The 24,939-nt window shown below is 34.8% G+C and carries 17 protein-coding genes; all 17 read right to left on the reverse strand.

Annotated elements, in window-relative coordinates; translation table 11 throughout:
- Positions 1–142 precede the first annotated feature (142 nt).
- The gene (locus tag ACAM30_RS21830; protein WP_369616617.1) at positions 143–577 is read right to left on the reverse strand and encodes an SMI1/KNR4 family protein; all 435 of its coding nucleotides are present in this window, start codon (positions 575–577) and stop codon (positions 143–145) included.
- 5 nt (positions 578–582) lie between these two features.
- Positions 583–4,788, reverse strand: a complete 4,206-nt coding sequence (locus ACAM30_RS21835; RefSeq protein WP_369616618.1) for a DUF6531 domain-containing protein — start codon at positions 4,786–4,788, stop codon at positions 583–585.
- A gap of 2 nt (positions 4,789–4,790) precedes the next feature.
- Complete coding sequence (locus tag ACAM30_RS21840) at positions 4,791–6,140, reverse strand: hypothetical protein (RefSeq protein WP_369616619.1); 1,350 nt, start codon at positions 6,138–6,140, stop codon at positions 4,791–4,793.
- A gap of 8 nt (positions 6,141–6,148) precedes the next feature.
- Entirely contained in the window at positions 6,149–7,918 is a 1,770-nt protein-coding gene (locus ACAM30_RS21845; RefSeq protein WP_369616620.1) for a type VI secretion system Vgr family protein, read from the reverse strand.
- Positions 7,919–8,012: 94 nt separating this feature from the next.
- Positions 8,013–8,669, reverse strand: a complete 657-nt coding sequence (locus ACAM30_RS21850) for a hypothetical protein (protein ID WP_369616621.1) — start codon at positions 8,667–8,669, stop codon at positions 8,013–8,015.
- Positions 8,656–9,519: a glucosaminidase domain-containing protein gene (locus tag ACAM30_RS21855; protein WP_369616622.1), complete on the reverse strand. Its 864-nt coding sequence runs from the start codon at positions 9,517–9,519 to the stop codon at positions 8,656–8,658. The genes ACAM30_RS21850 and ACAM30_RS21855 overlap by 14 nt, the downstream gene beginning before the upstream one ends.
- 386 nt (positions 9,520–9,905) lie before the next feature.
- The gene (gene tssD, locus ACAM30_RS21860; protein ID WP_017496350.1) at positions 9,906–10,301 is read right to left on the reverse strand and encodes a type VI secretion system tube protein TssD; all 396 of its coding nucleotides are present in this window, start codon (positions 10,299–10,301) and stop codon (positions 9,906–9,908) included.
- A gap of 495 nt (positions 10,302–10,796) precedes the next feature.
- Complete coding sequence (locus ACAM30_RS21865; RefSeq protein ID WP_369616623.1) at positions 10,797–11,507, reverse strand: hypothetical protein; 711 nt, start codon at positions 11,505–11,507, stop codon at positions 10,797–10,799.
- Between the two features lie 11 nt (positions 11,508–11,518).
- The gene (locus ACAM30_RS21870) at positions 11,519–13,474 is read right to left on the reverse strand and encodes a DUF4280 domain-containing protein (RefSeq protein WP_369616624.1); all 1,956 of its coding nucleotides are present in this window, start codon (positions 13,472–13,474) and stop codon (positions 11,519–11,521) included.
- Positions 13,474–14,220, reverse strand: coding sequence for a hypothetical protein (locus ACAM30_RS21875; RefSeq protein WP_369616625.1), 747 nt, complete (start codon positions 14,218–14,220; stop codon positions 13,474–13,476). The genes ACAM30_RS21870 and ACAM30_RS21875 overlap by 1 nt, the downstream gene beginning before the upstream one ends.
- 3 nt (positions 14,221–14,223) lie before the next feature.
- The gene (locus ACAM30_RS21880; protein ID WP_369616626.1) at positions 14,224–16,278 is read right to left on the reverse strand and encodes a DUF2235 domain-containing protein; all 2,055 of its coding nucleotides are present in this window, start codon (positions 16,276–16,278) and stop codon (positions 14,224–14,226) included.
- Positions 16,279–16,348: 70 nt separating this feature from the next.
- The gene (locus tag ACAM30_RS21885; protein WP_369616627.1) at positions 16,349–17,749 is read right to left on the reverse strand and encodes a DUF2931 family protein; all 1,401 of its coding nucleotides are present in this window, start codon (positions 17,747–17,749) and stop codon (positions 16,349–16,351) included.
- A 290-nt stretch (positions 17,750–18,039) separates the two neighbouring features.
- Entirely contained in the window at positions 18,040–18,816 is a 777-nt protein-coding gene (locus ACAM30_RS21890; RefSeq protein ID WP_369616628.1) for a hypothetical protein, read from the reverse strand.
- 81 nt (positions 18,817–18,897) lie between these two features.
- Entirely contained in the window at positions 18,898–20,775 is a 1,878-nt protein-coding gene (locus ACAM30_RS21895; protein ID WP_369616629.1) for a type VI secretion system Vgr family protein, read from the reverse strand.
- 177 nt (positions 20,776–20,952) lie between these two features.
- The gene (gene tssD, locus ACAM30_RS21900; protein WP_017496361.1) at positions 20,953–21,348 is read right to left on the reverse strand and encodes a type VI secretion system tube protein TssD; all 396 of its coding nucleotides are present in this window, start codon (positions 21,346–21,348) and stop codon (positions 20,953–20,955) included.
- 477 nt (positions 21,349–21,825) lie between these two features.
- Positions 21,826–22,602: a DUF5457 domain-containing protein gene (locus tag ACAM30_RS21905; protein WP_369616630.1), complete on the reverse strand. Its 777-nt coding sequence runs from the start codon at positions 22,600–22,602 to the stop codon at positions 21,826–21,828.
- 10 nt (positions 22,603–22,612) lie between these two features.
- Positions 22,613–24,937, reverse strand: a complete 2,325-nt coding sequence (tssR, locus tag ACAM30_RS21910; protein WP_369616631.1) for a type VI secretion system protein TssR domain-containing protein — start codon at positions 24,935–24,937, stop codon at positions 22,613–22,615.
- Positions 24,938–24,939: the final 2 nt, after the last annotated feature.

Consider the following 24,939-nt stretch of genomic DNA (forward strand, 5'->3'; position numbering starts at 1 on the left):
TTTCATTTTACCATTACCATAATGAAAAACATGCTCATTATTAGTCCAGTAAAAGAAATCAAAAATTAATTCAATAATCAAAACAAACCCCGCTGAAATGAGCGGGGTTTAGTTTTTTAACTTTTGATATTTACATAGCAAATTAATCCATCAGGTTTTGTTCGATTAAATCTTCAAAAGATTTATTTAATTCTTCTGTTTCGTCATCATCATGATAATAAATCCAAACTTTATCATCAGGGGAAATAAATACAGGATCACCATTTCCACTCACAGAAATTACGTAACTAGATTGTATTAATTCACATCTGTTATCAACCAGATAATTGCTTCGAAAATCCTTTGTTAAATCTACTACAGTTTCTTCCGATAGCATTTCACAATTATTGAAACCATAAACAGGAACACCTGTATAACTGCCTCCAAACAGACTTAAAAACTGAACATAATCTTTATCAAATTTCACATTAAGTTCATTTTCAGCACTTTTAATTATTTCTTCATCAACAGATTCACCTGCAAACAAATCATTATCTGACAGTATCAATCTAATCTTATCTATTAGTTCTTGTTTCATATTCTTTATTTACATTTTATTCCTCTCTTATTAAGTTCCGTTTCTGCTAAATGAGCATGATATTCTTTTCTCCAATTATCAAATGCTTCTCTCTCCGCTTTTGTTAATCCGCCTCCTTTTTTCTTTCCAAATGGATGCTGTCCAGGATTTGTATGTGGTTTATCATGATGTTTAGCGGGCATCCCAACTATTGGACCTGCAGGGTTCTGTTTGTAATGATGTAGAACTATAGTATTTCCTTGTTTATCTTTAGGAGAAAGCCCCCAACCACTTCTTTTATTAGCATAATATAACTTTTCCAGCTCTTTATCCGATAAATGACTTAAATCAGTATATCCATTTACTTGTAATGATGTACCTGCACTATCTGTAAAAGTAATAAAACTTGAAGGATTTGTACTTAACCCAAAAAGGTCAACCCAATTATTATTATTATAAACATAGGCATAAAAATTCGGGTTATCTCCTTTTAGTCCAATCGGATCTTGACTTATATAGCTGCCAGTTTCCGGATTATAATACCTAAACCTATTATAGTATACCCCCGTTTCTATATCCTCATACTGTCCTAACTGTCTAAAAGGAATAAAACTTCTATCACCTTTTAGGTTACGTAAATCTCCATAAATGTCATAATCTGTTTCCCAGACTAACTTACCTTTTTCGTTATACGCCTGTACGGGACGACCAATGTAGTCATTAATAATAGAGAACTTCTCTTCTCCAATAATTCTAGCACTTGGTACAAAAGAACCTTCGTCATAAACCCAAGTGATTAAATTCTCAATCGGTTCCAGTTTATCATAGACTAAGTCATCCTCTGTGGCAATTAATTTAGGGCGATCTTTTAAATCGTATTTCCATTCGTGAATCAGAACGTTTTCATCCCAAACATAACGATTTATTTTTTGGTTTGCAATTTTTGCCGTACGTCTTCCTAAGGCATCGTACTCAAAATATACTGTTTCCCCATCGGGATTGGTAATGCTTTCCAGCATGCCGTTGGCCAGCCAATTATAGGTAGTATCTCCATCCTGCCACTGTTGGTGGTCCTGCTGTAATCTGGTTTCTTCGGTTTTGTTACCCGCCAGTTTATCAATCCAGTTGGTGGCTTCCTCGAATTTTAGTTCTTCATTAATATTTCTGGAACTTTTGTGTACCAAGTTACCTAGTTCGTCGTATCTGTAATGGTACTTTTCATCTTTCAACAATTTTCCTCCTTTACCATACTTACGATCGCTACGGTCGGGAGTTTTATAAAGATTTCCTACTGCATCGGGGGTTTTGTAAAGCTGTTCTTTACCATTATAATCTGCCTTGGCCAGATTACCAAAATCATCATAATCAAAATAGGTGATACTGGAGGTCATTTGGTTTACCGCACTGCGTAATTGCTGGTTGGTATCCCAGTTGTAATAACGTGATCCCGTGCGTTTGCCATTGGCAAATACTTCCTGCTCTTTTTGTTTTCCGCTGTTGTTGTAACTGGTTTTGATATGGAGTCCGCCGGTGGTAAATCGTTCTATTTCTCTTCCCAGTTCATCGCGTTTCAGGGTAGTTTCCCACTTCTGGTGCTGTTCTTTTAACTCATTGCTTTGGGCTTCTATTCGCTCAAGCTGTCCTCTTGAATCGTAATGAGTATTGATCTCTGCTCCTAATGAACTATTTATACTAATACGCTGTCCCAGTTTGTTGTAAGCGGAGGTAAGGGTAACGGCATTATCATTTGTATCGAGCTGCTGCTTCTGGGTTTCTTTTACGACACGCCCCATTTCATCACGCTCCAGAAGTATGCTTACATTTTGATTCACGGCTTCTGTTAAAAGTCCGTTTTTGTTGTAACTGTAGGTTTCCCAACTGCCATCGTGGTAGTCGGCTCTGGTGATGCGTCCCAATGCATCCTGCTCGTATTCGGTAAATCTGCCGTTGCCATGATCAATTCTGGTGACTTCCCCGGCAAGATTACGCTGGTATTTTTTTACCATACCGTCAAAGGCAGTTTCTTTTACAATTTGTCCGGCTTTGTTTCGGGCAAAATAGTACACTTCGTTGTCTTCGTTTTTGATGCCTTGCAGCTGTTCCATCTTGTCGTAATCAAAACGCACTTTTACACCATTTTGCTCACGCGTAGCAAGGCTTCCCATTGGGGTATAACTAAACTTAATGCTGTTTTTATTGTCTTTTAGGGCTATTACCTCATCATAATTGTTGTACGTGAACTGTATGACATTGCTGTCTTTCTCTACAATTTGCCTTACCCTGTCTAATGCGTCATAACTAAAGTAATCGGCCATTTGCATTGGAGTGTAAATCGCCTGTACCCGTCCACGATGGTCGTACTCCCATGATTTTAGCTTTTCATTATTCTCACGCCATTCTATAAGGTTGAATTGATCGTCATAAATCAATTCGAGTTTGTTGTTGTTTTTGGCCACTGTTGCCAATAGTCCATCATCATTATAAGTGAAATGACTGGTAGTTTTATCCGGAGCGATAATCGTTTTGAGCTGATCCGGTCTGTCTTCTTTGTACAGATAAACCGTTTTGTTTCCTTCGGGATCTATGGCTATCGACGGGCGGTTCTCCTCATCGTAAATCATGATTTCTTCGGTACCATCCGGATAAACAGTGCCGGTTTTGTTTCCTCTGTCATCGTAGTTAAAACCTAGTATACGTCCTTCGGGATCAATCTCGCGATAGAGTTCCATAAACTCGGTGTAGTCGTAAAAGGTACTGTTGCCCATTGGATCTTTTACCTGTGTGACCAATTGACTAGGCTCGTAATAATAAGTAGTTACTGCCCCGTTGGCGTCTGTTACTAAATTGTAACCTTCCTCAGGATGGTATTCCATCCAGCCTTCCTGCCAGCCTCCGTCACCCCAGGTGTGTGTACAACGGTTTTCATTATCGTATTCCCAATAAAAAGTTTGTCCGTTACGATCGGTTTTTTTGACCATCAAATGGTTTTCATATTCAATGGTTGTTGGTTTTTGAAGCGCGTCGATGATCGCATTTATGTTACCGTCCTGATCGTACTCGTAAGCTACCAATAGCTCATCCTGCTCCGGTCCGACAAGTTCCAGCTTTTGAATAAATCCGTCCTTAGTACTTACTTTGATCTCTCTGCCCGCAGCATCGATTATTTTTTTCAAACGGTTAGCTGTAAATTCAAAAATGATGCAAAGTCCGTTTGGATTGTTAATTTTAGTAAGCTGGTATTTTTTACCATTAAAAAGAGTAAACTCATACAAAAGTTTACTTTTATGTTCGTAGGCCGTATAACCTTCTTGTGTTCTTTTCAGGGTTATTTTTTCCTGACGCAAATAAAATTCTTCTTCAGGCAACAACATTGGAAAAGCTACAACTCGTCCGTCATCCATACGAAGTCCAAGGGCATCATCTTCAGGATATAACTCTACAGCTCTGTCGTATACACAATGTACGCCATGACCCAGCCATCCCACATATGGAGAATCTGAATACCAACTGCGCTCCCAGTTTAAAGGAATCGGACTGGCCAGTTCGAAATCGCTTCCTTCATAAATCACGGCACCATTAATAAGGTTTACAGGTTCGAATCCTGCTTTACACAATAATCTACTCAGTTTATTAGGACCTATAGCCCCTTTTAGAAGTTTATTGAATGCTTTTTTTCCGACTTTCATCAAGGTGCTAAAACCAATACTAGCTAATAAGCCTGTAAGGACTCCTCCCCAATCGGGAGGATAGGGTCCACCAACCATTACGGGTTTCCCCGTTGGGATAGGCAAGGAAAATGAAGTGGGGGCAAAAAGGGTTGGGGCAAACGGTAGCATCTTCTTGCCTATTTTGGTTTTTCCTAAAGACATCGATAGTGGGATGCCGATATCATTACAGGTCATTAGCATATGTCCTTTCGGGCTCATTCTGGTACTGTCTGAGAAAACAGTTTGTGAGGCGAAAAAGTTCATACTTTCATGGCCTATGATAGGTGTCATAAGCCAGGGTGGTGTAAAAAGCGGAATATGCACCAATGGAATTATGATTCCGCTGGTATCAGAATTCCCTCTTTTAAAACCATTAACATGTACGTTGGTACCTAAAAACGGAACATAATCAAAAGGATCCATCACAATACCTATATAGGGATGAAACGGGTTAAACGGCGGCAGGGTGGTAAAATGAATGTCTATACCTACCACAATGGTCAAATGATTATCGGTTAGTAACATAATTAATAGGTGTTGCTTAATTGATATTCCTCTTGTATCTGCTTGGCTATCTGTTTTGGATTGTCGTTCCAGTTTTCTCCAAAAATGAGTATCATTCGGTCGAAAACAGCTTCTTTCTCTGAATAACTAATTTTAGGATCATTCTCCAGATAACTGTTTGCTATAAAAGTAAAGTTGACGATTTTAAGAGTTTCGTCGGTTAGCGCATATCCGTACTCAAAAGCATCGTTTAAAATTTCGGTATAGCGACTGCCTTTTTTCTTGGCAGCCAGCAGTAATGCATAATTATACCCGTTGATAACCTGCATTCCGTTTTCTATTTCTTTGGCGATGGCCACTTGTTTCAGAAAATAATCAATTGCTGTATCGGTATTTCCGATGATGCTGTGATGCGAGCCTTTGTAAACTAATAATTGCATTAAAATTCCCGCGACATCCTCTTTCTCCTTATAAAGTGGAGTTGTTATTTTAATTCCTTTATCCAACAATTGATGAATAAGCTCCTTCTCATCTTTAAATTGAAACAAAAAGCTGGCAAAGATCAGATAAGACGAAGCCCAAAAACTGGTTTCTCCGGTACTCTTACTAATGTCGATAAGCTCATTGCCCAGTTTTTTAACTTTCTCCTGTTTTTTATTTTTTGCTGCCTCACCAATTTCAAACAAACATTTTCGATAACGCACCTGTGGATCGTTTGGGTTTCCCTGAGTCGCAATTTGTTGATAGGCTTTATTTATTTCCTGGTTCGGAATTTCTATACTGATTCCTTTTTCTTTTGCTGCCAGAATCACATCACGATACTGCTGCCTTTCCTGATAATCCAAAAACAGAAAACCTATATTTTCCGGTAGCAAAACAGCCAGTTCATTGAGGCTTTCCGTCAACAAATCGGTATTGCTAACTTTTTTTATCAAAAAACTTACGATTAGAAGATTTCCGGTTTTTGCTTCAAATTCTTTAAAACTAATGAGCATTTTGATATAGAATTCCTTAAGACCTTCAATACTAAGCTGATTAATTTCGGGAAGTACTTCTTTAAAAGTGGTAAAGTCTTTCCAATTCCAATTGGGATTTTTTTTCAGGTCCTCTTCAAAGGTTACAATCCATTGCTCTATGATAGAGATGTAAAAATCTTTTTTATCTTCAAAATCAACAACAAAAGCAACAAACGAATCTTCGGATTTACCATAGGCGGAAGATTCTAAGTGAATGAAAGCATCCAATAAAGGAAAATCTTCCTTAAAACAAACCATGCTGAATACTTTCGCTTTTGGTTTTTCTTTTCGGGTTTTAATCCAGATTTTTTGAATGTTCTCGACTCTTACAGCGACAGGATTGTGCGTATTATGCATTTTAAATTCTAATTTAAGTTCACCACTCCACCTTTAACATTGGTCATTGTTTTACCGTCTATATCAACAACTTTCCCTTCTGCCAAAATGGTATTTTTACCTTTAATATTAATACTTGGTGCTTCATTACCAATTTGTGTATCACTTTGTACACTCACCTCATCCGTACCAACAGCGACTATTTTTTTACTGTCGACATTGACTTCATTTATACCATTTATATTTACCTTTTCGTCAGCAAGAATGTTAATTTCTTTAGACAAAACGTCTATTTTGTTTGGTGCATAAATGGTCATGGTTCCGTCACCGTTCAATTTTATCATATTACCACTTGGGTCTGTTGCGGTAAAACTATTATCTCCTTCATCTAAAACTAAAGAAGTTCCTCCTCTGGTTGCAAAGCTCCTTTTGTTGTTATCCTGGCCACCGCCTCCACCGCTTTTTCCATGAAATACACTTCCCATAATGAAAGGTCTGTTTGGATCTCCATAACGGAAATGAACCATTACGTGATCGCCTACATCCGGAATAAATACCATTCCTCTGTTGGTTCCTACTTTGCCACTGCTTCCTGCATCAGGAGTTAGAACACGAAGCCAGGCCGTTTTCATAGAAGTACCTTGCTGCCAAAGCATTTGCACTCTAATTCTTCCTTTATTTTTAGGATCTGTATTGCTTTCTACCAAAGCTTGCTGTGTTTGTGCTATTGGATAAGCTACATCCGGTTCCGGAAGGCTCAGTACTTTTGAAGGTATTGCTCTGAAGTTATTCTCGTATTCTCCTAAATGCGTTGCATAATGGCTAATTTCGGTAATAATATAAGAGCCCACTTCTTGTGTTATCATACTTTCGTTTTCTAAAACACTCGATTTTATGTTGACTATGCTTCCTATTTTTAATTTTGTATTTTTAGTAGTTGCCGAAACATAGTTGGTATCGGCTGCAGCACTTTCCTGTTTCTTTTTTAAGAAGGATTCCAAAACCAAATCATCTCCTGTACTCACTATCCCGTGCGTAAATGCCGGTGTTGCGAATACCTCTTTAGAAGTGGCAAAAGCTTCATTACCTAATTTTGGCAAACCACCTACAGTATCTTTCGATTTTGCTGTATAACGTTTATCGGCACTTTCATTGTAAGTAAAAGCACTGAATTTATTTGGTACTGCCTGTACGGATATTTTTAGTTTTGAGATATCACTGTTGTAGGTTAGAGAGATTGGCTTGTCGAAACTTTTAGGTTTCCCGAAGATTAACTTTTCACCATCATAATACAACCATTCATTGTATTGTTTTGCCAATCGCTGAATGAACTGAAAATCGGTTTCAATATATTGATTCTGATAGTCCATTTTGCTGGTATACTCTGGATTTACCTCGTTTTGCAACTGCTCTCCTGCTCCATTTTTTATGGCATCTTTGACAATATCTTTTAAATTCATTTCTTCCCAGGAGTGTAGTTTTTCTCCCGATTCTAACAAGATGGTTTTAGAATAACCCGATACGACAATATGGTTACCCGAATGCCCCATTTCCTGATCAAAATCGATATTGGTCACTACTCCTAAAAAGTTGTTTTTGTCCTCAAGGATGATGTGTACCACTTTACCTAACCAGGCCTGAGCATTCTCGAGAGTATAGGCCAAAGGACTTTCGACAACAGCATGGGGAACACGAATTTCAAATCGATGATGATCGTTTATCACTTGTACCAATTCTATGCTGGTAAAATGACTTATTCTCTTGGAATCTATTCCAAAAATTATGGTTTGTGGTATCATTATTTTAATCTTTTTAGTTAGTACTAACTATTTATGTCTATCAGATCAGTGTGGTGTTATTTAATTTTTATAAATCTTGTATTGATTATTGTATTTAAGGAATGTTATTATTAGCTGTATTTAAAAACTTCAATAATGCCTCGTTGTCCTCTAACATTTCGGAGGTTAAATTCAGCTCTTTAGTACCTTGATGTGTTATTAAATTTTTACCAATTTTGTAATAATGAACGGTTGTTTTTCCTTCATAATTCAAGCTGTTCGCGCTTATAATTATGTTGTTTTTTTCATTAAAATAAAAAGAATTAATCCCGGTTGTAATAATATCAGATCTTTGTTTGAACTGATAATTAATTTCTTTTTTATGAATTAAATCAATCGCAATCAGATTTATTCTATTATTTACCTCACTCAGGGGCAATAAAAGAATATGATTATTTGAGATGTAAGCATTTGTCGATTTATCATTGGCAATAAGACCATTTATGGGAAATACATTATCGAACCGATTTGGATATGCTATTCTAATAATATTATTTCTGCCCTGATTCACATAAATACTATCTTTATAATATTTAATGGTATATAAAACTCCCTTTCGGTCTTTAACTTCTAAACTGTCAATTTCAAATTTTACCTGTTCCTTCTTAATTTCATTTATCGGAATAACATTTTCTTTATTCTTCGAATTACATCCAAGAAAAACAAAAAAAGTTACGATTATAAGCAGCTTAAGTTCACTAGTTAATTTCATTTGAAATAGTGTTAAATTTTTCGTTCTGAATCACCAATTGTCTCTTTTCTTCTTCCAGTGTACTTTTTACCGGATCATTAAATAAAAGTGAATTGCCGGTCAGGATTGTATTTATTTCCTTTAACCTTTCTTTATTAGCCTCTGTCTGAAAGTCTAAACTATTTTTAAAACGCTTCTTTACTCCGCCGATTTGTTTGAGCAGATGTTCTCCGTAATGATTGGCACCGCTGCTGTCCATATCAGCATTATAGGCGTACTTTCCTCCATGTCTTTCTTTAGCTGTGGGATAATATGTTCCGGTATTAAAAGCCTTGTCAATATCATCTGCTGTTATGGTATCATTTTTTATTATACTGGAAAAATGACTCCAGTTTTTGTCTATTTTGTTGAAATAATCCGTCAAAGCAGCCTGATACCCCCCTGAATTGGAGTAATCTTTAACTGTACCGTGACTGGTACTTCTTTTGAAAGGTTTTCCCATAACTCCAAACAAGTTATAGTCCCCATGTTTTATTGCGGATGCTCCGTATCCACTTTCTAAACTTGCCTGTGCCAATACTAATAATGCTCCTTGAGATGATGCTCCTTTTGCTTTTGCAAAATCATATATTTCGACTGCAATTGTGGTCAAAAACTGATGATGTACAGGTTTTTCTTTTTTAGGCGGCGCACTTATAGCTTTAGCTTTAACATCTTCGGCTACACGATTACCTTGCGGGCTCCTTCTTTGCATCATTGCGCCCACTTTATCCGTATTTTCCCACTGACCTGTTTGTCTATTATACTGGGGCCCTTTAACTCCTAATGAACTAGCGTTCTTATGTTTTCCTGAAGATGAAGATTTAGCCATGAGATTGTTTATTAGATTGATATACCTCAATAGTCATAAAACAATATCTCTTTTGGGGATTTATTTCGTAGGTTCTTTTTTGTGGTATCATTGGGGTTTTGGGTATTATTTTATTAAGAAGACTTTAATATTAAAGTTGCTTTAATATAAAATCCCTCAGAAAAGTCTATTTTTAGAAATACACTTATCTACTGCATAAAAAGAAAAAAACATTTCAACTTCCCTGACAACGGAATTAAAAACAGGCCGAGCAAAAATCTCTTTTTAAGATTTTACTTCAACTGAACCGCTAAAATTAAGGGTTAAAAAATCCGGATCTTTTTATTTTTAAGGAAAGAAACAAGAAGCGATAAAAACATCGCTTCTTGTTTCACAACTAGTTAAAATTAGATTTTAGCCCAGTTGTTATCTAATGTTGCATTACCTAATGTAATTTTCTCTGCAGAGAATGTAATCTCAGTAGTCATTGGAGTTTCAGCCAAAGCGTCTAACTGCTCACTAAAGAATACGATAAAAGCATTTTCAAAAGAAAGCTCTTTCATTACCTGCTCAGAGTCAGCTTTGAAAAATTTTACTTTTCCGCTTACTGGTTTGTGTTGACTGTTTACCGCTTGTTCGATAACTGTAGTGTTGTCTGTAGATTTTACTCTTAAGTTTAATCTACCTCCTTTAATTTCAGAAGAAACTGCTCCTTTACCGTCAGTATGTCTTAACATATCAACTTTTGAAAATAATACTTGGTACTCGTTTCCTTCGAATTCTAAAACTGCTTTAAATGCCATAATAAAAAATTTAAGTTGTTAAAAAATGTTTTTTTTTAGAATCCTCTTTCTTTTTGTATGACTAGTATGAACAAAAAAAAGAGGTATTCTACTATGATTTTAGAATACCTCTTTTTGTACTAACGTACTTTTCATAATTGCTTCTTGTAGGAAGATGAGGGTGATTCGCAATCAATATTTGTACGAATATACAAATACAATTTTGAAAAACAAGCCAATTCGTAATCTTTTTCATAAAAATAAAGAAAAAATCCTGCTTTGCACCAATCAAAAATGTAAGAATCCAGCATTCACGGGGGCTGACAGAAAATTCATCTTTTTCTTCTACAGCCAAAGTAGTCGTATAAAAAAAATCCTATCGGGCTATTTCTTATTTTTTCAATACTTTTTTTATGAATTTATCCAGTTCTTTGGATTCATAAAAATCAAATTTCCTTTATTTTCATTTTAATTTTATGAGTTTCAGTGAAAGTTTTTTTTAATAGGATACTACATTTAGTAGCATGGTTCTTTTTTATTAAAAATACAATTTGGAAAACGAACATCTACTGAATCTTTTAAAGTATATGTCTTTGTACTTTCTATTGACCCATTTTTATTATAATATTTCCATTCTCCAAATTTGAAATTATTTTTTACTTCACCTTCTTCTTTTAAAGTTTCTTCTGAATAATCCTGAGTCTTACCATTCCATTCAGCATAATAATAATTTTTCAAAAAACCATTCCCTTTTAAAAGAAAACCATTTTGTTTAATAAAATCATAACGTATATCACCTTCATTATTATATGAAACAGAATACATACTAGGACGAGGATTATTATTTACATTTATTGTATAACCTGTTGGTTTCCCCTTAATAATATAAACTATATAATCAATATTCTCGTCTGAGCGATAAAAAATTTGAAGACTATCAATTTTACTTTTTTTATAGTATAGTTTTCCATTCTTCATACTATATTGTTTCTTGACAACTTCAAGGCTTTTGGAATGTTTAAAATCATAGTCTCTGATTGTGGCTATGTTATTATCATTATACCAGTTATCTGTTTTCTTAAATTTGCTTCCTAAATCTCTACAAGCTGTTTTATAGTGCGGTTTTGAAAAAGATATAGGAACTGGTTTTTCAGGTATATTTTTATCTTGCGCAATACTAGTTGAAACTAATAAAGTAGTTATAATTATTGAAAATAGTTTTTTCATTTTGGAAAAGATTAATGATAATAAGTTTTTGTTTCATCTTGTATAATTTTCCACTGCCATTTATCAAATGTTTTTTGGTTTGACAAATCGTAATCCATAATATTTTCTGTTTTCCTATCTTCAAATTTATGTGGATTTTTTCTTAAAATATTTAATTCATCTTCATAATATTGAATAATATCATTATAGGCATTAATATTAAGATCTAACGTTCTAATAGCATTTGCTTTTTCTGTAGGATGTGTATCATAATAGGCACGATTTGTACTTAAGTGATTCGTTTTATTGATTTTTTCTTGGTTTTGTTTTCCACGATTCTCATTTAATTTGTTTTGGGCATCAGTAATTTTTTGCTGAACAGTTTGTCCTTCTTTAAAAGTATGCTCCAACCCTAAAGTATGAGCAATTTCATGCGCATAAGAAGGTAAATGAGCTAAATTACTTTTAAAAATAATACAATGTTTATTGTTAAGAGGGTTATTATAACTAGATCCTCCAGCTGTTGGAGTTTTTAACGGACATAAATAAAGCAGTATACATTTTTGTCTGACCATATTTCCATAAAGCAAGCCAAATTGAATATTAAATAAATCTACACTCTTTCCTGATTGCACTTCAAATGTACTTCTATTACTAATTATATCCTTTATCCTTGAATATTTACTATCTGGAACTGCTGCGGGATTTGGGCTTTTTCCAAGATTTGCTGTTTCAAATGTATTAGTACTCAATGGCATTTTTAGGAAGTTTCCTGAACTATCTTTATCGATTAATTTTACTTGTATTAGTCCCTGATTAAGACTGTTTTCATTTAGATACTTTTCTAAACCTGATAGCCCTCCAATTTTTGCAAACTCTGTATCGATTATAGTTTCTCCAAAAGCAGGATTATCACTTATAAAAGCTTTTATAACATAAACATTAATTGTATATTTTGCTTGATCATTATTCTTCATAACCATCATTTTTCCTACTTCTTTCTTTTCTTCTATACCTGTAGCTGCATCTTTTAGTTTTGCAAAAACTTTTATCTGTTCATTTTTAGTAAATGCCTTATTACATTTCACCTTTACCTGATTATTTGCTAAATAAAAATCTTTGGTAGTAGTTCCTCCTAAATTTTTAGTTTGTTTTCCTCCTGCTATTAATCCGTTTAAAGGAATGTTTGCTGGTGTTACTATCAAATCCGGATTACTACTTTCAAAAGTGATTTCTGTAGCATCAGACGATAATGCTTCTAACGCTTCTATCTCAATATCCAATTCAGCCTCCTGGTTAAGCATAAGATTCAAAAAAGAATTATAATAATCTTTACTGTAAGGAGAGATACCATCACTTACATCAGTAGTTTTATATTCAGTTTTTAATTTTGCGGGATCCAGAGATAATTCCTTATTTGTACCGCCTACACTTGTAATTGGATAAATATACTCATCCCGCATCCAATCAAATCCATATTCTCCCTTATAAGTTGAGGGTCTTCGAAAATGAATTATAAATGATTTTAATTTAGAAGAAGACACAATATTCTCCGGCACTGGCGCAGCTGTAGTATCAATCTTTTCCGGTGCATTGCGTTGCGCAGAATCTGTGATTTTAATATCAACTCCTCCATAATTGCATTTAATTGTGCTTTTAAGAAGTAATGGAAATTTTTCCTGAAAATACACTGTTCCCACATCTTTCCAGTCGGCAAGCTGCATTACTGAAGCACATGGACTTGAACTCTGCGGGCTTTTTTTGCAGTTGCCTTTAAAGATTACGCTCTTCTTGTCTTTCTCGACAATCGTTGCAACTTTTTTGTCTTGTATGGTAGGGGTGTCAAAATTTACTTTTAGGTCGCCCTCCGGAACGGTACATAAATCGCATTTTAGTTTGGCTCCGTCGATAACAAATTTTAAGCCATCTTCGGCCTCCTCTTTTTCCTCGCGTTCTTTTCGTTTTTGAGTATTATCTGGTTTTGCCATTAAAGTGATGTTTTATTAATGTTATACAAAATGCTCAATCTTTCTTTTTCTATTTCTAATGTTGCCAATTCTATTTGATGTTCTCTGTACTCTATAGTACCATCATATTTTATACTATCCGTCTCTGCTTTCTCTTCAAAAGGTTTTCCTTTTATGAAGTAGGCATCCAATTTTTCATCTTTTGGATGAATATGTTCCAACATTACAGTGCCACCACAATCTATTATTTTTTTCTGCCGTTCAACGGGGGACGAGTTTCTGTATAAACTGAAAAAATACAAACCAAACATTTTATAATCGGAGAAGAAGGTTATCATTTTTTGCTCATCTTCTAACGAACTGCTAATATCCTGCAGGTATGATGCTACAGCAAAACCTACATTATCTATAGCCAATTTGGCACGTACCATTTCCCATCGCTTCCCCAGTTCCTCAAAATTTACTATTTTGATTATTCTACCATAATTATTTACTTCTACTTCAACTTCGTCAAAAGCAGCTCCTATTCTTTTGAGAAAAATAATATTCTCTGTAGATAAATTACTTGTGATTTCAATCTCCGAAAGAAATAACTGAAACAACTTATCATTTCCGTTGTCTTTGTACCTCGTGATAGCAATCTTTCGGGTGTAATTTATTTTTTTTACCTTTTTTGGATTAGAGAAATCTGTTGTTACTGTTTCAAATACGAACTCATTTATTTTATCAAGCTCAGGGAATATAACATCGTAATCTAAATAGGTCATACTTTAATGTATTTTTCTTTTTCTGCCTTCATTGGGCTGCATTCCGAACCAATCTCTCGTTGAGGACCAATGCAGATATTCATTCCTTAACTTTCTCAACATGGTTTGTCCACTGTAACCCACAACAGTAATTCCCTCTATAGTATATGTTTTCATTTCAGGCTCTTTTTGGGGTATTTTAAGCGTCTCAAAATCTAACTTAGGTTTATATTGCTCTACCCGTAAATTATCGATTGGCATCTTGAGCTCTTCGTATTCATAAGTATGATTTTTGAGTTTTTGCTCTATTTCTTGTATTTCAGCTTCCCTCCTCTCCTTTTCTATCCTTTCCAGTCTTCTTTGTTCGATTACTTCATCGCTCACAAAATCCCATTCTTTCACCTCATTAGTTTCATCCAACGCGTAAGGTGTTAAATAGCTTTCCACATGTGTTAGAAAATCATCTAATGGAAATTTTACAGCGGTTTCTTCTACAAAATATTCCTTCATTTCAGTACTTCTGGCATAAGTTTCCATAAAGTGCAGCGGAATATAACTGTACTCTTTTTTAACTCCTTCATACTGATCTTCTGTTCCTTCTATTTTTTTTCCACGGATTCCTGTAAGTTTACGATAAGGTGGCAAACTCCATTGAATTTTTGTTTCGATTTGATCTTCTTTATACCAATACTGTCTGATCAAATCTCTTCTCAGTGCTTCTAGCCCAATTTTATCATCAAAAAAACCATTTGGAAAAACAGAAACATAATGCCTGTCTTTCATCTGAGTTCCGATTTCATCGATAACCTCTTTCTCGGTCATGTAAGCTCCTCCTATATCGCAATGTACTCCCGGAAAATTTTTTTCGATAAATCTGCCGGGAATTTGATTGATTCGGGTAAGGGCAAAATTTTGACGATGCTCATCTTTGGCCGTAAAGTGTACTACTTTCTGACAGTGTAAATTATTCAGATGCAGTTCGCTAACATCATCGTTAAAATGTGTCGACCAGGCTTCTTTTATTAATTTTCCTCCTCCTTCGTCTTTCACATTTCCATAATCATCATAATGATCCCGAACACCATTTTCTTCAAAATAAGAGGAAACGGTATCATAAATCCCAACAAATCGGACGATGATCTCTACATTTTTCAAATCATCAAAATCAAGGCTGGTTTTTTTTAGCAAACTGTATCCCAAATGCCCCATCTTAGGCAACTGATCTCTTATTAAATAACTGTTGTCTATCTCGTAATTATCGACATCTACAAAGGCATCTCGCATTTTTTGTATGCGAACGCTACCGGATTCCGAATATGGATTTTCTATATATTCTACCCCACAAGGGATTCGTTTTTTCACTGCATTTGCATAACCACTGTCATGGTTTACCTCGTAGACTAAATTTCTGGACGTAGCAGCGCCCCGACTAAATCCAAATACATCGAGTGTGATTTGAGTAAGTTTTGTTGCATCATCACTCTCTGCCATCTTCTGTGCTACTTTATCTGCAATCTGTTCACAGGCGTTACGCACTCTGGCACGTATACCTGTTTGTCCGGAACCAAAGGCAAAACCGTCTGTACTGTCGCGCATTAGATTATCTGTTCCCATACCCGGCACGTAAATGGCGTACTTTTTTTGTTCACAGCATTGCCACATTCGAGCCACGTTGGTGTAATCGTTACTATAACTGTTATCTGTTCCCATACGATCCAGACCAAACTCGTTTAAAGGAACTCTATAGGAAGCCACCAGGTATTTGTCTCTTTCATCGATGGCTCTAAACTCGGCTTCCTCGGCAGGGGTTTTATTTTTCTTGGAGAGAAGTTCTTCTATCCGTCCTTTGTTTTTTATTTTTTTATACTTTTTTTGGTCTTCACTTTCCAGCGTCGCATTGTCTTTTGAATAATCAATATTTCCATCTGCATCTTTACCACGGCTATGCTTGTTGCGCATATCGGTATTCGTCTTATTGTTAAGTGTACCATCAATAAAAATTCCAAAACTTACACGTAATTCTTCTTTTTTGATATCATCGGCTGCTGCTCCTGTATTGTATACAAATGTTTTTCCCATAACAATGATTCTGTTTTTGTATATTCTTTTAGTAAATACGATTCGTAAACTAGTGTTTTTCTGTATAAGACTAATTCTGATAAGTAGTGAATTTCACTGGTAATTCTTTTCCGTTACCTTTTAGTGTAATGGTAGAAGAATTATAGGATTTACCAATTTTCACCTGCATTTCTATGGGTGCTCCAGGCTTTAGTTTTTCAATATCTCTAAACGTCTCGCGAACTTCCTCGTCTTTAAATATCAACTCTAAATAACCTGTTTCTCCATTCTCTTTGCTGTAATCAAAACTTATTTTGGAGGGTGCCGCATTTTCCTGAAGCGGTACATTCATCTCTTTTTTTTCCGCAAGAGACTGCCCTAAAGTATGACTCAAAAAATAAATTTTATCGGGCATCTTTTCTCCTTCAGGAAATGAAAAAACAGGATGCCAATTGTATTTGTATTCTCTTGTAACTATGCTTGACTCAAAAACGTTTGTTTTACTTTTTTTCAATGGTATAACATCTTTACCGTTTTTTAATGCGGCTCCCAAATAGTCACTGCCCGGGTTTATTTTAACTTCCAGATCAATATTTGCCTCAGGATTCTTTTTACGCAGCTCTTTGAAAGCATCAAAAATTTCTTTTTCATCAAAAATGAATGAACCGCTATAGCCCTGTCCATTTTTATCCCACCAACGAACTCCTAAACTTCTCGGAATTGCTCTTTCCTGATACTCATTTTTAGCAAATTCTTTTTCTAACAGCGTCTCCCGCTCTCCATTAAACAGGGCAAATGACAATTCATCCTGCACTTTTCCTTCTCTCACTAATATTGCTGTAGGACGCCAGTTGTATTTTATGCGGTAGCTGTCCCAGAGTCCGTAAGGAATGGGTTTGTTTTTATTTGCTTCCTGAACTTCAGGTGCTATAATTTTCGGATTTTTTAAAGTTCGTTCTCTGTCTGCAGGATCAAATAATAGTCGTTCGTGACTGTCCAAAGAAGCTATTTCTTTAGCACTTATCTCTGTCTTTTTTCCTTGATAACGTCCTATTTCTACATCTTTCTGTCCACCTTTCAACCAAACGACTACTACACCACCGGGAGCAAAACCTACCGTAATGTACTTGTAAGTCGTCATTACTTTTCCTTTTTTCTGAACGTTGCTTTGAAAGCCTTCGTTGAATAGTTTTACCATTTTAGGATAGTCCAGTTCTGTATCGATATGATACATCACATCTTCAACATACGAATACCACGTACAGTTAAGTCTTTGTGGAATTGGTTTTTCGCCCTGACTCATCCCTGAGGAATTTTCTCCCCATTCTCCTATACCAGTGGTTGTACCAAAACCGTATATACTGGTTGTACTGTTAGGTTCTTCGTTTACACCATTTGATACTAACGGGCCTTCAAGCCAGCCTCTATATACTTGAATTGGGTATCCTGAAGGACAACTTAAACCTTCCTGCCATTTAAAATTTGTTTCCATATTACTAAGAGGGGCTTTTATTGCGGAGCTGTTAACCTTTTTATCGGTTTGCTTTTTCTCCTGGCAAGAGCTTGTTAACGTATTTGTTATAAGAAATAATAGTAAATAAAGGGCTATTTTCTTCATGCTTTTTAAGTTTTATGCATACTGGTACTGTCTTAATGAACTACTTGTAAATATATCAAAAGTAAGATACATCTCATATTTTTTCTTTAACTAAACCTGTTTCAGTATGCCATACATAGTGGTCAACTCTTTACTCTATTACAATTATGATAAGAATGCTTCATCTAGTTTTCAATTCCATTTTTATTAAAATACTCCCTAAAAGTTTTTTTAAAATTGGATAAATTTTGAATTCCCGATTGTATTATTTTCTCCTTACTATAGATTTCATATTTCCCGTTTCCGGTTTCTTTCCCTGTCCAGACAATTCCGGATTCAATCTTTCCGGATGCATTCGTTTTTAAATAACTAATTACCGGAGGAGCAAATTTTTCGGCATAACTTCTTAAATAGATTCTGTAAAGAGCATCTTCTTTCGAAAAAAAATGGGCTATTGAATTAAAGGCGGAATCTAAATTTTCAGCACTTGCAACATGATTTAAACTAGTAAAAAGCTTTATCAGATTCTGATCAAAATTTTCGTCGAGATCTTTGAGATCAAAGCTGCTTATAGAACTCTTTATTTTGTTATTGACAAGAAAACTATAGATGCTGTTGCTTTTGGGTAACTGATCAATATTCAGATTTATAGCTTCAAAATAGCCTACTATTTTCTTCTTATACAATAGTTCGCTTATTTGCATTTGATCTTTAAAATAGATCTTAATAGCAGCAGCTGATTTTTCTCCGTTACTAACGGTAATGGTATCTTTTTCTTTAGTAAAACTGAAGATATTTCCATAATTCACCGCGTACATTTCTACCATAAAACTTTCCAGTTTTCCGTCAATATACTTTTTTGATAAGGTACCGCCTTCTATTTCTGCTTTTTGTATTTCTTCTGCTTGTCCGAAAGATGGCAAACTCATCAATAATAAAATAAAAAATAATAACTGCTTCATTCTGATTTGATATTACAATTACGTTTTCTTTGCCTGTCTCGATCGTTTCAATAAGGATAAACCATTATAAGTGCGCTTGCATTATCCTTTATTTACTTTGGCATCAATGGCACCCAGCACTTTTGAGATTCCCGAACTTTTTATCAAAATATCTCCTCCTATGGCTTTATGAGTTGTGGTCGCTGTAGTTTTACTCAAATTACCATTGATCTTTACGGTTTTGTCCCCTGATACTTTTTGCTCGTACATGTTTGTAATTAGTTTGTAGAGTTCTGTAATATCAACTGTACTGCTTTTTCCAACTTTTAAGCTGCTGTTACCGTCAATAGTGGTTTTCTTATTGCCGCCTACCCCTACAGTCATATTTTTACCAACAGTAATATCCAGATTATCACCAACATTGATGGTCATATTTTTAGGTGCATTTACGGTAATATTACCTTCACCATCCAAATAAACACTGTTGTCTGACGGATCTTTTATCAAAATACTTTTCTGCTTATCATCAAAAGTGATGGTACTTCCGCAACGGGTAAAGAAACTTTTAATATGATTGTCCAGCTTACCGCCTTCACCTGTTTTTCCGTTAAAAATACTACCAATCACATAGGGTCTGTTAGGATCATTGTAACGAAAACTAACCATTACATGATCGCCTACCTCGGGTATGGTTACCCATCCGCGATTTTTATTTACCACATCGCTGATTCCGGCATTAGGAGTTAGTACATACAGCCAGGGTGTTCGGGATTGTTGCTTTTTTTGCCACAATAATTCTACACGGACTCTTCCATTGCCACTCGGATCATCATTAGCCACTACCACAGCTCTTTGTTCCTGCGCTATTGGCATGCCTACCTGTGGCTCGGGAAGTTTTTTTATTTTAGCCGGAAGTGCTCTGAAACTATTTTCGTACTCTCCAATTTCAGTAGCTTTATGGGTGATTTCGGTAATAATATAAGTACCAATTTCATTCGATTCAAATTGTGTCTTATTTGTACTCAATCCTTTTTGCAGTACCTCTGATTTATCTAATATTTGCTGAGATTCGATATTAATAATAGAGCCGATCCTTAGTTTTGGATTGGAGCTTGTTGCCGAAATGTAGTTTCCTTCTGCCGCTATACTCTCCTGTTTCTTTTTCAGGATACTCTCAAAATATACGTCATCTCCGGTACTAAATTGTCCGAACTCGTAAGAAGCTGTACTGTATAACTTTTTGGAAGCTTCGAAGGCATCTTTACCTAATTTCGGTAATCCTTCTACTATACTGTCATCTGTTTGTGCCTGATAAAGCTGATCAATATTTTCATTGTAAGTATACCCACTGTACTGATGGGGTTTTGCTTCTACCGATATGCTTAAATTAAACAGGTCTTTGTTGTAAATTAATTTTATGGGAGAACTTTCTTGTTGTGGTTTTCCAAAGAAAAGTTTTTCTCCATCATAAAATAACCATTCGTTATATTGTTTCGCCAATCTCTGGATATACTTAAAATCCGATTCCAGATACTGCGTTTGATATTCAATTTTTGAAGTAAATTCGGGCTCGATTTCATATTGCAGCTGTTCTCCCGCGGCAGTTTGTATGAGATCGTGCACCATATCTTTCAAATTGAGATTTTCCCAGGAATGTAACTTTTGACCGTAGTCTAACAAAATAGTTTTAGAATATCCTGAAATAACAATTTGACTGCCTACATGCCCCAATTCTTGCTGATAGCGAACGTTTGTTATAATTCCTAAAAAATTATTATTACCGCTTAGCCTGATATGAAGTACTTTTCCAAGACATTCCTGGGCACTTTCCATCGTATAGGCCCGAGGTCGTTCTATAACAGAATGTGGAATACTTATTGAAAACTCATGGTGAGTATTAATGCTTTGCTTTAAATCGATTTTAGTAAAATGAGAAATTTCTTTGCCGTCTATACCAAAGATTATTTTAGGAATGACCATAAATCTGTCTAGTTTTAAGTTTAATTCTTTAAAATTTTTAACTTAAACAGAGTATAGTCAAAGCCCTTTATTGTAAAGTTCTTCGCGCCGAATTCAATTTTAAGCTAAAAGATGTCATATTCTGAAAATAAAAAAACAAGAAGCAGCTGTGTGCTGCTTCTTGTTTTATGAGAAAAATTAAATTTTAGCCCAGTTGTTATCCAGTGTAGCGTTACCTAATGTAATTTTCTCTGCAGAGAATGTAATCTCAGTAGTCATTGGAGTTTCAGCCAAAGCGTCTAACTGCTCACTAAAGAACACGATAAATGCGTTTTCAAAAGTAAGTTCTTTCATTACCTGCTCAGAGTCAGCTTTGAAGAATTTTACTTTTCCGCTTACCGGCTTGTGCTGGCTGTTTACTGCCTGCTCGATAACTGTAGTGTTGTCAGTAGATTTTACTCTTAAGTTTAATCTTCCTCCTTTAATTTCAGAAGAAACTGCTCCTTTACCGTCAGTATGTCTCAACATATCCACTTTTGAAAATAATACTTGGTACTCGTTTCCTTCGAATTCTAAAATTGATTTAAATGCCATAATAAAAAATTTAAGTTGTTAAATAAAGTTTTTTTAGAATCCCCTTTCTTTTTGTATGACTAGTATGAACAAAAAAAAAGAGGTATTCTACATGATTTTAGAATACCTCTTTTTGTACTAACGTACTTTTTTGAATTGCTTCTTGTAGGAAGATGAGAGTGATTCGCAATCAATATTTGTACGAATATACAAATACATTTTTAAAAAACAAGTTAATTCGTAATCTTTTTCATAAGAATCAAGAAAAAAAAGTGACATTTTAAATTCAAAAATGTAAGAATCCAGCATTCGCAAGGGTTGACAGAAAATTCATCCGTTTTAAAAAACAAATAGTAACTTCAAAAAAAAATCTAATTACTAAAAAATATTTTTCCAAACATTCTTTTTTGCTTCTTCATCTAACCCCTATAAACGCAAAAAGAGATATTCTGCATAATTTTAGAATACCTCTTTTTTTCTGTTTTTTACTGATTCAATTTAATCTGTAACATTCTTCATGAAAAACAACAGTATAAATCCCAGCAGCACAACGGTTATGTGCAACACTATTGAATTGACCTGTGGCTGTAAAGAATTGACCTGGTTCTTTAAGTCTAAAGTTGCTGTGGTATGAATTTCATTAATTTTGTTCACCTGCTTTTGTAATGAATCTATTGTCTTGTTCAAATACAAAATATTCTGATGCTGATTCGAAAACAGTCTTTTCACTTCTTTATCAGACAGTGCTCTTTTTTTTCTAATCACTCCCGTTTTAGGCTCTTTTAGTGTCAGTTCGCTAACGTCTTCAATTTTATTATTGTTTACCGCAAAACTGTCGTTTAGCTTGTTCACTAAGAAAAAGATAAATACAATATAAGAAAGCAAAAACGTAGGCAAGATGTAATGAATAAATATCTCAAGCGCTTTAGGCTTTGCGGCATTGTGTATATTGTTTATCGTACTGTAATTGGTGAAAAAAATAGGCTCTTGTTTTTTTTCATTGTGCTGTCTCTCTGCTTTAAATTTTTCTTCTAAATCAATTAGTTCAAAGCGATCGAGGCTGTACAAACCTAAATTCTCATTTAGTTTTTTATGATGTACCATCCAATTGAGTACTTCTTCGATCTGATATTCTGTAATACTCGGATTTTTAAGCCTCCACAAAATTTCTTTTTTGGTAAACTCGCACGGTTTCCCTTTGCTTTCAAAATAAAATAACTCTAAAATTATTTCATGCAAAGGTTTCGTCATTTCTATTGTATTGATAAGTTCCATAATCGTTATTTTATAGTAGCATATTTTTCGATATATAATAATGTTTGAGTTGAGACTCCTCATCAAAAACCTCAAAAGCACTATTTCTGACCATTTTCTCTAAGGCTTCCACTTTAGCATTTAAGCCTATAAACAGCGCCCTGAAATCGGCTGGTTTTCTCTTAAACTTCCTGATATCTTTAATTCTTATGGTATGCAGATCAGAACTGTTTACAAATACTCTTGTCTTAAAATAAAACAGATCTGCCAAAGAATTTCTATTTCTCAATGGCTCAGTCTTTCTGATAATTGAAGCAAATGTCTGGCACCTGTCTTTAAAATTCAGAATCTCTACTTTATCAATATTTTCATTGGTATATTCCTTGCTTACTAACTCCCTATAATTTTCAATAAGCTGTTTGATTTCATTTTCAGTCAGTAAAATGTGTACTTTACTTTCTAAATCATTATCCAGCGAATCTTTTGCATTTATCGCAAAGGTTTCATTTTTATACTTTTTAGGCACATCTGTACTTGTGCTGTCTTTTAAAGGAGAATTTTCTATAATGTTTTTAACGGTTGCACTTGGCTGGCTTCTTAAAAAGCTAAATTCATTTTTATACTGATTCAGTGATTTTAGCAATGCATTGTTAGTCTTGATCGTTTTACTGATAACGGTATCAATGGCCTTGTTGATCGTTTCAGGAGTAAGCTCCCCATTTAACTTAGGAAATACAATTCCGCCATTAAAATTACTTTTTAAAGGAGCATTGTAGATGTACTCATTATCCGCTTCACCATTATAAACAAATTCATCATTTTTAGGAACCAGTTTTGGATCTACATAATAGTTCTGAATGTATTTTTTATTGGCATTACTGGCATCACTTAAATAGGCTTTACTCTGCGAAATAAAATCCTGATTATCAGAACTGTTTTCATTTCTAAAAAGAATGTACAATAACTTGGCATTATTCTTAGCCAATGCGCTCAGATTGTCCTGTAAAACGGTATTTATTGATCCGTCTAATCCTGCGAGAATAAAAAAATTGTTTTCGTAATTTGGTCCCGCACTCAGAAACTGAGTGATGTTTATGTTATTGTTGGGTAAAATATTATCCTTTGTAATTTCTTCCGGTGTTTTGATACTTTTTTCAATTAAATCAAACCACTTTGAAAAAGAGGATGTTCTAAGCAAATAATAACTTTTAGACTTCCCTTTCGCAATAAACGAATACGTAAAATTATAATTGGCATACAAGTCACTGCTAGTCGTTAGTTTTAAATTTTGCAATGCCGAAAGTGTCTTTTTCAGGTATTGTTTGGTACTGCCGTTGTTCTCAAAAACGTAAAAAAAGTTAATCGTTTTACTTTGCACATCGATCTGCTCGATTGTCTTTATGGTAATATCGTCTCCTTTTAAATTTGTAATTTTATTTTTGTCGTGGTTCCAGACATTTACTGGTAATAAAATCTTAGTGGTGGTATCGAATCCGACAGCATCACTGGATTGATTTTCATTTACGAAAAAGGTATTTCTGTACAGTTCGTTTGCATGAAAGTTGATTTTACCCGAAGAAAACTTCAACGTATCAGCAGGATTCAGTTTCACCACCACATTGTCTGTTATGGGATTCAGATATTGCAAAGGAACCCAACCAAACTTAAAATTAGCGGTGTCTTTTGGCATCAAATCATCAGAATTGGATACAAAGGCTGAATTTGCCGTTTTGTTTATATGGTAAACATACACAAAGTCATTTAGCTTTATCCCTTTTTTTGTTGCAGTTTCTAAGTTAGGATCTCCTTTTAACAGAAGGGTACTTTTTTTGACGTTATTGTTACTGTTTACTAAATTATCCAGCGTATTACAAGCCACAAAATACTTTACATATTTTAAATTAACCTGATTCTGAATCGCTCTGCCGTATTCCAGTACATTTTCTTTTTTAATCCATCCCAGATATTGTACTTCTTTAGCTTTAGAAAAATGGTTGTCTTTACTTCTTAAAGCAGAAAATGTTCCTTTGGGTTTTCCAATCAGTTTTTTATCCGCAACGACAACTTCATAATAATTCTTATCTTCATCAATAACGTACATGGGAGCCAAAATAGCGGCCTTATTTTTTACTTTAGCGCCATAAGGTTCCTCATAAATTTTATTCTCATTTCGATCTGAAAAAACCATTTTCAATTCCGGCCTTTTCTTTTCTTTTTGCTCCTGATTATCGTAAGTATTAACGGTTTCTCCTGTTTTTTTCAGAACGTTTGTGCTGTTCTTAACCTGCGAAAAAAGGGTACTTGTGATCAATAAACAAATTAAAGACGTATATCGAAGTAAAATGCTGCTTTTCATCT

It is taken from the genome of Flavobacterium sp. CFS9 (assembly GCF_041154745.1).
Lineage (GTDB): Bacteria > Bacteroidota > Bacteroidia > Flavobacteriales > Flavobacteriaceae > Flavobacterium.